This is a genomic window from Pseudomonas protegens, assembly GCF_003732485.1.
GTDB classification, from domain to species: domain Bacteria; phylum Pseudomonadota; class Gammaproteobacteria; order Pseudomonadales; family Pseudomonadaceae; genus Aquipseudomonas; species Aquipseudomonas protegens_B.
On record NZ_MOAK01000036.1, the window covers coordinates 411,866 to 419,162 of the forward strand.

Consider the following 7,297-nt stretch of genomic DNA (forward strand, 5'->3'; position numbering starts at 1 on the left):
GCGAGTGCGGTGGCGTTTTCTGCGCGGCGTGGCGGGGGCCGGGGCGGCCGGCAGCTCCAGGTCCAGCGCCAGATGTTCCAGCGCCTGCTCGAAGGCGCTGGCGTTCCACAGGTTCTCCAGGGCCCGGTAGGCCTCGGCATGCTGTGGATCGGCGTTGCGCCACTGTTCGAAACGCTGGCGCAGCAGCACGTTGTGGGTCATGGCCTCACGCTGGGTGAACCAGTCGCTCGCCTGCTCGCGTACGGCGTCGCCGGTAAGGGCTGTGAGGTGTTCAGTCATCAGGGTTCTGCCGGTCGGTGGCTTTGATGCAGGCATTGAGTGCATGGCGCAGGTCTTTTTCCACCGTGCTCAGGGAAACCTGCAAGCGCTGGGCAATCTGGCTTTGCGAAAGATCGTGCAGTTTATGCAAAACCAGGATTTGTTGCTGGCGCTTGGGCAGGGTGGCCAATACCTGTTGCAGCAAGTGCAACTGCTGTTGACCCTGGACGTGGCTTTCCGGGCCGGGGGCGCCGGTGGGCACTTCACTGAGCTGGCTGCCGTCTGTGGGCTGGTACTCGAAGCGCCTTTTGCTGCGCTGGCTGCGCAGGTGATCGAAAGCCAGGTACTGGGCGGTCTGGTAGAGGAATGGCTGCAAGTGCTCGATGGGACGGGCCTTGAGCGCCTTGGCCACGCGCAGGTAGGTTTCCTGGGCCAGGTCCTCCGCCAGGTTGGCGCACCCCACCACCCGCGCAAGCATGCGGATCAGCCCCCCGCGCTGCGCAATGAACAGCGCGCTGAGTTGTTGCTGGTCGTCTCCGGTTTCCATCGCCCACTGTCCCCACTACCCGATACGGCTCAGCGTGAATGGGTGGGCATTCTAATGAGAATTCTTATCATTACCAGCACATTTCCATTCTGGCTTCAGCGGCGCTTTTCCGGGCGTGGCCGGCCACAGGGAATGATTCCCATGGCCCATGGTCGATTCAATATGGGCCCCATGACCCGTTCGCCCCCATCGACGCGTCAACGTACCGGGCCCGGTCAGATGATTGAAATGCGCCGCCGCGCCGTTCGGCCAGGGGCAGTGCTGGTATGGGGGCCCTTTGTATCTAGCTGGAAGGATCGATCATGCGCCTCATTGCACGGGTTATCTGTTTCACCTTGATGCTGTGCGCCGCCCAGGCCTGGGCCGGCTCCCCGCAACCTGCTGCCCAGGCCGCCGCCGAGGACAAGGCCCAGGTCCTGGAACAGAAGGCTGCGGACAAAGAAAGTCCGAAGGCCGAGCCTCAGGTCGCACCCATCACCAAAACCGAAGTCCAGGCGGTGGACCCCGCGGGCCAGGCCCCGGTGGACGACGCCATTACCTGCCTGTCGCGGACCATTTATTGGGAAGCCAAAGGGGGGGAGTCTGCCGATATGGAAGCGGTGGCCAATGTGGTTCTGAACCGCCTGGGCCATGAGGGTTTTCCCGGGACGGTGTGTGAAGTGGTCAAGCAGGGTTCGGAAAAGAGTCCATGCCAGTTTTCCTGGTGGTGCGACGGTCGCCCGGACCAAGTGGAAGAGGAGGGGCGCTACACCATCGCCAAGGAGATTGCGCGCAAGGCGTTGAACCAGCAGCTCCAGGACCGTACCGGTGGCGCCCTGTACTTTCACGATCGCAGCGTCTCGCCGGATTGGTCCAGGGCCTACATCAAGACCACCGAGATCGGCAGCTTCAGGTTCTACAAACCCAAGAATGTAGCGGCGCGCTAGTGGTGGATCGAGCGATCACGGCACTTGCGGGTACTGATCGCAGATCTCGTGCCAAGGGGCCTTCATGGCCACGCAGAGGTGTTTCTGTTTGGGCGCGGTAAAGGGGGTATCCAGGGTGGCGATGGCAATCGACATCCACTCGGAAAAATCGCCCTGGGTATTGCGCCAGAACAATGAGGCACCGCACTGGGAGCAGAACCGGCGCAGAACGCCCGGAGAGGACTCATAGCTGTTGAGGCTGGCTGTCGGGTCGTGGATATCGATCGAGGAAAGGGGCGCGCTGGCATAGGAGGCAAAGGCCGCGCCGTGGCCTTTCTGGCATTTGCGGCAGTGGCAGTGGGTGACGGCTTTCAGTGCGCCGGACACCCGGTAAGTGATTGCGCCGCACAGGCAGCTGCCTTGATAGGGAGTTTGCATGGTGAGGGTTTCCAAAGTTTCAGGGCCTGCGGTGCTACAACCTGTTCAGTCGGGTGCTCAAGGGGGGCTGGGCTATCAGGTCGAAACCTGGAGGATGTACAAATGCGCGCTGATGCTCAAGCGGGGAGTGGCGGGTGAGGCATTGGTTGATCGGCGAAAGCCGTTGCGACGCTAGATGATATTATTGTGCCTTTATTTTTGCCTGCGTATTTTCCCACGCTTACCCACTGGCAATCAGGCTGTCCGGCTGTAGCCAGGCGCTGCGCCAGGGCGTGTCGGTTGGAGAGCGCCAGGCTCCCTGACCGGGCAGGATAGGAATGAGACAGACAATGGAATGCGCAGCTGCGCGAGGGAATGCAATGAGTAACAACAGCGCTATCGATGTACTGCGTTTTTGGCGGGACGTGGAAATCTTCAATATTCCCAGTCCTCCTGACAGAGAGTCCAAGCCCCGCAACAAGGTGGCCTATTTCCAGCCCGGTCAAAGGCTGCCCTGGGAGCAGGGCCACCGCGACTCGTTGCTGTCCAGCGACAGTGAAGAGTGGAGTCATGCGGTTTTTCTCGGTGTCGCAGAGGCGCGCAACTGGGCCAGGGTCCTGTTGCAAGCAGTGACCCCCGAGACTCGCCTCAGTGAAGGCGATCTTCAGCAACTCAATGGCAAAGGCTGGATTGCCGCCTTTGTGGTCAATGGCTCGGGGCAACGATTGGCGGACTCCTATGTGCCGGCGGGTTTCACCCTGGGCATGCGTCGTTTGCTGAGGCGGCAAACACTGGATGGTTTGCACGACGACATTCAGGAACAGGCCGCAGCCTTCAAGGAGCGTTGTCCGGAAGTGACGGCAGTGGCGGTTGTCGAGCCGGAGATTGAGGGTGTACAGGGCGGCGATACGGGCGGTACAGCCAGCGATGCAACCTTTACCCGGCCCTTGGCCTGGGACGAACTGAACGAAGAACTGAACCTTGCATTGGCATTGTTCAGCGCGGTGCCTCTGGACTTTCCTCTGAGCGTGGTCATCAAGTCGACATTGCGTCGGCGGCGCAAAGGCAATGAGTCGGACAAGGCAGAGAACGACATCGATTTTCTCAATTCGTTTTACCTGAACGATCTTGATCGCCTGATCAAAGTCGCCGGCAGCGGCCAGTCCCTGGGGAAAACCCTGAACCAGTATCTGGGGCCTGGCTCTGCAAGCGATCAGCGCCAGGACATCCTGACGCGGCATGGGGCGATGGTCAGTTGCATTACGCCTGACAAGTTGACCTTGGGACGCTGGCCTGCCTCCAGCCAGCACCACCTGATGTTGGCGCAGCAAGCGGCTGTGGGGCAGATCAGCGCTCAGTTGCATAAGAACGGGGGACTGATCGCGGTCAACGGCCCGCCGGGAACCGGCAAGACCACCCTGCTTTGTGATGTGGTTGCGGACATCGTGGTTCAGCGCGCTTCAGCACTGGCCCGGCTCGATCACCCCTGGAGCGCGTTCGAGAAAAAAACCACCGTTGGCGGCATGAGCGTTTATCCGCTCTTGCCATCGATTGTCGACGGCACCGGAATCGTGGTGACCAGCAACAACAACACGGCGGTTGAGAACATCACCCGGGAGCTGCCTGCTCGGTCCAAGCTGGCCAAGGATGAACACCTGGACGCCGGGTACTTCCAGGAGGTCGCGGCACAGGTATTCGCCGCGGCCGACATCAAGACACAGGCCTGGGGGCTGGTCGCTGCTGCGTTGGGCAACAGTGACAACCGGCGCAAGTTTGCCAATGCTTTTTTCCGTGACTATCACAAGGAGCCTTACACGCCGGGCCAGCCCACCGACATCAAGACGCTGCTGGAGACGCCTCCGGCCGATGCGGAGCAACAGTGGCGGGCGGCCAAGCAGGAGTTCCTGCGGTTGCGTGGGCTGGTCGAGGCGCAGCAGGCGACCTTTTCCAAGGTACTGGAGGCGCTGGCCAACTCGGCGATGCTGCGTCAGCAGGAAGCGGCGAAGCAGCGCCAGATCGATGAGGGGCGGGTGCGTCTGCAGCAATTGCCGGCTCAATGGCAGGGACGATTGTCGACAGCGGATGCCGGGTTGTCCCAGTGTCGTGTCCGGCTGGAGCAGGCCGAGGATCAGGAGCAGCGGACACGATTGCAGGAGCAGATTGCCAATGACCGCTTGCAGGCGGAGCAAGGCGACAGCCTCTTGCCTCTCTGGGATCGCTGCTTGCGAGCCTTGGGTTTCGTCACTCAGCGTTGTCGGGACTGGGCGGAGTCGAGTCGTCGCCTGCGCACAGCCAGGGCAGATGCCGCGCAGGCATGGCAAGACGCGATTGAGCAATCAACACGCTGCAAGCAGGCATTCATCCAGGCACAGTGTCAGCTTGAGGTCAGTCGCGCCGGCTTTGAGCGCGAGCGTGCCACTCTGGAGAATACCCAGGCTCAGTGGCAGCAGGAGCTCAGGCAGTACGAGCAGCGCCGGCAACAGTTGGAGCGCTTGGTGCGTGAGTTCAAGGCGACCGGGGCCAAGGTGCCTGATAACGAGTTCTTCAAGCAGGACGCTGCTTCGCGTCACTTGGCCAGTGTCTGGGTGAACCCTGAATTCGATGCCCTGCGCGCCCAGCTGTTTCTGGCCGCACTGCGTTTGCACGAGACCACCTTGCTGGCGAGTCATGGCAAGGCCATTGCCAACCTTCGAGCGTTCAAGAAAATGCTCATGCGCGAGACCCCGGAACCGGTTCAGGAACACCAATTGAGCCTCCTCTGGAACATCCTGTTTTTTACCGTTCCAGTGGTCTCCAGCACCTTGGCTTCCTTTGATCGGCTGTTCGCCGGGTTTGGGCGAGAGTCGATTGGCTGGCTGTTGATCGACGAGGCCGGGCAGGCCACTGTGCAATCGGTGGCCGGGGCGCTATGGCGCAGTCAACGCGCGGTCATCATTGGTGATCCGCTGCAAATCGAACCGGTCATGACGGTGCCCGGAGCCATTGTCGCCGAGCTGCGTCGGCGTCATGGGGTGGACGTAAAGTGGTCGCCTGCCACCGAGTCGGCCCAGACCCTGGCGGATCAAACCATGGCCCTTGGCGCCTGGATCGGTCGCCCCGATTCTCAGGAGACAGCCGTTTGGACGGGCTTGCCCCTGCGGGCCCACCGACGCTGTATCGATCCGATGTTCAAGGTCGCCAACGATATCGCCTACGCCGGGCAGATGGTGCAGGCCAATACACATCCTGCATCGATCAATTGCCTGTTGGGCGACAGTGCCTGGCTGGATGTGCAGGGCAGCTCGAGTGATGGGCAAGTGGTCGCCGAGGAAATGGACTTTCTCGAGGCCGTGCTGCTCAAGATGCGGGCCAACTGGCCCACCAACGGCGATGGCAAGCTGGCCAGCGTGTTCGTCATTTCGCCCTTCAGGAAAGTCGCCCACGAGTGTGGCAGCGTCTTCAAGCGTGTTCACATGAGCAAGAAAGACTGGCCCGTGGATTGGGGAACCGTGCACCGGTTCCAGGGCAAGGAGGCGGACATCGTGCTGATTGTCCTGGGGTCTGCGCCAGGAGATGCGGGGGGTGGCAGTCGCCACTGGGCATCGTCGAAACCCAACTTGCTGAATGTTGCGCTGACCCGTGCCAAGGCGCGGGTCTACGTGATTGGCAGCATTCAGGACTGGAGTGCCTGTCCCCAGTTTGGAACCCTGGCCAGCGCGTTGCGCATTCGTCGGCCGCGCCGGGTGGCGCTCGATACTGCGGATTCGCCGGGGTAGGTGCACGGAACAGGGACGATCAGCGCAAAGGCGCGAGGCTCAGGCGGCCACTTGCGCCTGAATCTGCAACTGGCCATCCACGTCACGGGTCAAGCCGCTGGCCACGAACAGCGGCACCAGCAGTTTGTGCAGCTCGGGCTCGACCAATTCCTTCACGGTCGCCAGGTCCAGGTTGCCGCTGGTTTGCAGCTCGGCCTTGGTGTAGGACAGCCAGGCCTTCTTCAGGGCCAGCAGCACGTCGCTGCCGGCGGTGGAGGCGAAGCGGCGGTGGACGATCCGGCCGGCGAAGTTGAAGCTGTGCTGGTACGCGTAGCCGGTTTCGTCACCCTGGCTGGCGACGCAGCGGCCACAGGTGCAGGGGCCGTCGGCGAAGGCGGCGCGCAGGTAGCTGTTGAAGTCGACGATGGGCTTGAGGGCCAGGCGCTTGTCGACTTCGAACAGGTCACCGGTCATTTTTGCTTCACTGCTCAAGGTCAGGTTCCTCAGGGTCGGGCGGTGTATTTCCAAGGGGCGCACCATACCAGCCGGATCGGCGCACGGGTACTTTTCTAGCGTTGTCCGGTCCCGGAGGCGGGGGCTGTGATCTGCTAGGATTCAGTCGGTTTTGCCAGGGGTGCCGTGGGTGGCCCATTACTCTGCGAGGACGCTGCATGTCGATCTACACCATCACCGTTCCCTGTTTCGCCCAGATGCTGCGGGCGCTGAGCGGCCTGTTGGCCAAGGGCGAGGAACGTGCCCGGGAGCTGGGTTTCGATCCTCAGGTCCTGCTGGAATCGCGCCTGGCCCCGGACATGCATGACCTGGCGGCCCAGGTGCGTTTCGCCTGCACCCAGGCCCGGGAAGCGGTGCAGCGCCTTGGCGGACAACCGGTGACCGTGCTGCAGCCACCGGCCACCATGGCCGAGGCCAAGGCGCTGATCGAAGACACCCTGGCGTTTCTGGCGGCAGTGGATCGTGAGTTGATCGACAGCAGCGGACAACGGGCCGTGGCCATCGAGCTGCACACTGGCATCGCCTTCGATATGACCGGCGAGGAATTCGCGCGCAACTGGGCGACGCCACAGTTCTATTTCCATCTGGTCACGGCCTACAACATCCTGCGGCATCACGGCGTGCCCTTGGGCAAGGCCGATTATGCCCAGCACATGTTTGCCTATCTGCGTCAGCCGTAATGAACGTCACCGCGCCGGCCGCTGCAACTGCAGCCACTCCTGGACCGCCGGCCGTTGCCATTGGAACCGGGCATATTCCACCAGGTTCGCGGGCATCGGGTCACCGTTGAGGATCAGCCGGTTGAGCATCAGTGCCAGGTCGACATCGGCAATCGACCATTGGCCGAACAGACAGTCACGACCCTCCGCCAACAGCGCTTGCGCAGTATCGATCAGCTTGGCCACCGCCGCTTCGGCGGCTGG

Annotated in this window: 7 protein-coding genes and 1 pseudogene; 3 read left to right on the top strand and 5 right to left on the bottom strand. The window is 62.1% G+C overall.

Annotation, left to right across the window (positions count from 1 at the left end; translation table 11 throughout):
- Together BLX41_RS34835 and BLX41_RS08875 are read right to left on the bottom strand one after the other, a co-directional pair.
- Window positions 1-279 (bottom strand): FecR/PupR family sigma factor regulator (locus BLX41_RS34835; RefSeq protein ID WP_259744587.1); only part of this gene is annotated, 279 nt, incomplete at its 3' end.
- Complete coding sequence (locus BLX41_RS08875; protein WP_123724562.1) at window positions 272-805, bottom strand: RNA polymerase sigma factor; 534 nt, start codon at window positions 803-805, stop codon at window positions 272-274. The genes BLX41_RS08875 and BLX41_RS34835, both read right to left, overlap by 8 nt.
- 302 nt (window positions 806-1,107) lie before the next feature.
- On the opposite strand from BLX41_RS08875, the gene BLX41_RS08880 reads away from it, so the two are divergent.
- Window positions 1,108-1,731 (top strand): cell wall hydrolase, encoded by a 624-nt coding sequence (locus tag BLX41_RS08880; RefSeq protein ID WP_123724563.1) that lies wholly within the window; start codon window positions 1,108-1,110, stop codon window positions 1,729-1,731.
- 15 nt (window positions 1,732-1,746) lie between these two features.
- Here the strand turns inward: BLX41_RS08880 and BLX41_RS08885 are convergent, their stop codons facing one another.
- Window positions 1,747-2,148, bottom strand: a complete 402-nt coding sequence (locus BLX41_RS08885; protein ID WP_123724564.1) for a GFA family protein — start codon at window positions 2,146-2,148, stop codon at window positions 1,747-1,749.
- A gap of 359 nt (window positions 2,149-2,507) precedes the next feature.
- On the opposite strand from BLX41_RS08885, the gene BLX41_RS08890 reads away from it, so the two are divergent.
- Window positions 2,508-5,882, top strand: coding sequence for a DEAD/DEAH box helicase (locus tag BLX41_RS08890; RefSeq protein ID WP_185073460.1), 3,375 nt, complete (start codon window positions 2,508-2,510; stop codon window positions 5,880-5,882).
- Between the two features lie 39 nt (window positions 5,883-5,921).
- On the opposite strand, the gene BLX41_RS08895 is transcribed toward BLX41_RS08890, so the two are convergent.
- Window positions 5,922-6,401, bottom strand: a complete 480-nt coding sequence (locus BLX41_RS08895) for a hypothetical protein (protein ID WP_404942752.1) — start codon at window positions 6,399-6,401, stop codon at window positions 5,922-5,924.
- 131 nt (window positions 6,402-6,532) lie between these two features.
- Here BLX41_RS08895 and BLX41_RS08900 point away from each other — a divergent pair, with 131 nt between their 5' ends.
- Window positions 6,533-7,054: a DUF1993 domain-containing protein gene (locus tag BLX41_RS08900; protein ID WP_123724566.1), complete on the top strand. Its 522-nt coding sequence runs from the start codon at window positions 6,533-6,535 to the stop codon at window positions 7,052-7,054.
- Between the two features lie 6 nt (window positions 7,055-7,060).
- Here the strand turns inward: BLX41_RS08900 and BLX41_RS34840 are convergent.
- Window positions 7,061-7,297, bottom strand: a pseudogene (locus BLX41_RS34840) (glutathione transferase); the annotation flags it as partial.